The organism is Candidatus Obscuribacterales bacterium, assembly GCA_036703605.1.
GTDB lineage: Bacteria > Cyanobacteriota > Cyanobacteriia > RECH01 > RECH01 > RECH01.
Genome location: DATNRH010001227.1, coordinates 1 through 1,612 on the forward strand (window position 1 = coordinate 1; position 1,612 = coordinate 1,612).

2 protein-coding genes are annotated in these 1,612 nt (G+C 53.0%); both read right to left on the reverse strand.

The genetic code is table 11. From position 1 onward, the window contains the following. On the reverse strand, positions 1–686 hold a 686-nt coding region (locus V6D20_25475; protein HEY9819134.1), incomplete at its 3' end, for a hypothetical protein. Between the two features lie 522 nt (positions 687–1,208). Then, positions 1,209–1,612 (reverse strand): hypothetical protein (locus tag V6D20_25480; protein HEY9819135.1); only part of this gene is annotated, 404 nt, incomplete at its 5' end.

Consider the following 1,612-nt stretch of genomic DNA (forward strand, 5'->3'; position numbering starts at 1 on the left):
AGCACCCTAGCTACTTTAGCAAGTGCATCTGGCCGCGTAGCTGGATCGAGCAACAATCTAAACACCATCTGAGAGTTACCACCCATAGCTTCGATCGTGGCGAGATCACTGGCAATACCAGACATTTCAATCTGACTCATACCAGGAGCAATAACTTCACCGAAATCGTCAACTTGCTGACCTAGCCCCGACTTACTAACCATGTCTAGCCAGTCTTTATAACCAGTGAGTTTGGCATCTTTACCCTTACCACCACCGCCACCGCCACCGCCACTCGCCCTAGCCTTAGCAGCAGCTTCAGCCGCAGCAACTCTTCTCTCTTCCAGATCAAGTTTCCTTTGATCTTCTGCTTGATCCTTCTCTGTCTGCCCAGCGCGCCCAATCGCCGCAAGACCACCACCTGCTGCTTCACCGAAGTTCTGGCCCGCGAGAAGGTTAACACCCATTTGCAGGAAACCAGCCCTAACCCTCGGGTCAGAAAGATACTGTTTCCACAGAGCTTTATTTGTCTCTACTTCTTCTTTAGGTAAAACCTTCTCTTGTCCGCCCGTAGGAGCAGCTGTAGATGCAGTGGACGTAGTAGACTTAGGCGCTCCTAGAGCGGCTGTTTCAACAGCAGCATTCCTAGCAGTAGGTGCTATAGGCTCCCGTTCAATACCCGCAATTGAATCTCCAAGAGCTCCCATTGTTATCTCCTTCCAGACATAAGAGCAGCTAGCGATGGCATGGCGTTAGGGGCTGGTTGTCCAAGACCCCCAAGGCCTCCCCCACCCATAAGCATTTGCATCAACTGCGATGGACCAAACTGGCTACCGCCTTGGGGCGTAACAGCACTAGGCGGAGGAGCAGGTTCCGGTGCTTGAATACCTGACAGACTATCCACCAACGCTTGCACCCCGCCAGCTTCCGCAGGGTTTTGCTCTCCACCCGCAGCTTGCGTCTTAGCCGCAGCTGCAACTTGCTGTCCAATACCAGGGTTGACAGCAGCGGGAGGTGGTACTGTAGGAGGGTTCATAAGCGTCCCACCCACCTTACCTGTAGGCTGCATAAGCGACCCCAATCCACCCGCACCACCAGCTGGCGGCGGACCTTTTAACGCAAAAGCATCCGCTACTCCTGTGTCACCCGCCCCAGCACGCATGGCTAGAAGAGGGTCCATTTTAAGCATGTCCATAAAACCGGCCATTTAACTTACTCCTTGTTTGTTTCTAAAAGATAGGCAATCCTGCCATCATGCTACCAATACCCAGTATCGTACCCAACGGGCTACCGCCCCCTGACTCCGAAGTAGTCGTACCACCTGGCGCTCCAAAGGCCATACCCATAAGGTCAGACGAAAGCAGGTACGGTAACATTTGCTCCGTCATGAACTTACTAGCTTCCTCCGTCAAGAGGTTCTGGTTCATCGTTTGTTGTTGCGTACCTACAGCATCAAGTATCTGGCTCGGCAGCATGGCAAGACCTGCTAGTTCCGGCGCGGCAAACAAACTTCTAGTACCTTCTGACAGCAACGACTTAGAAGCATCGCCCGACACCCCAAGTATATCGCCCATCGCCTTACCTGTCGCATCCAGCCCTTGCCCATAAGCGTTACTGTAGATACCCGAAAGTA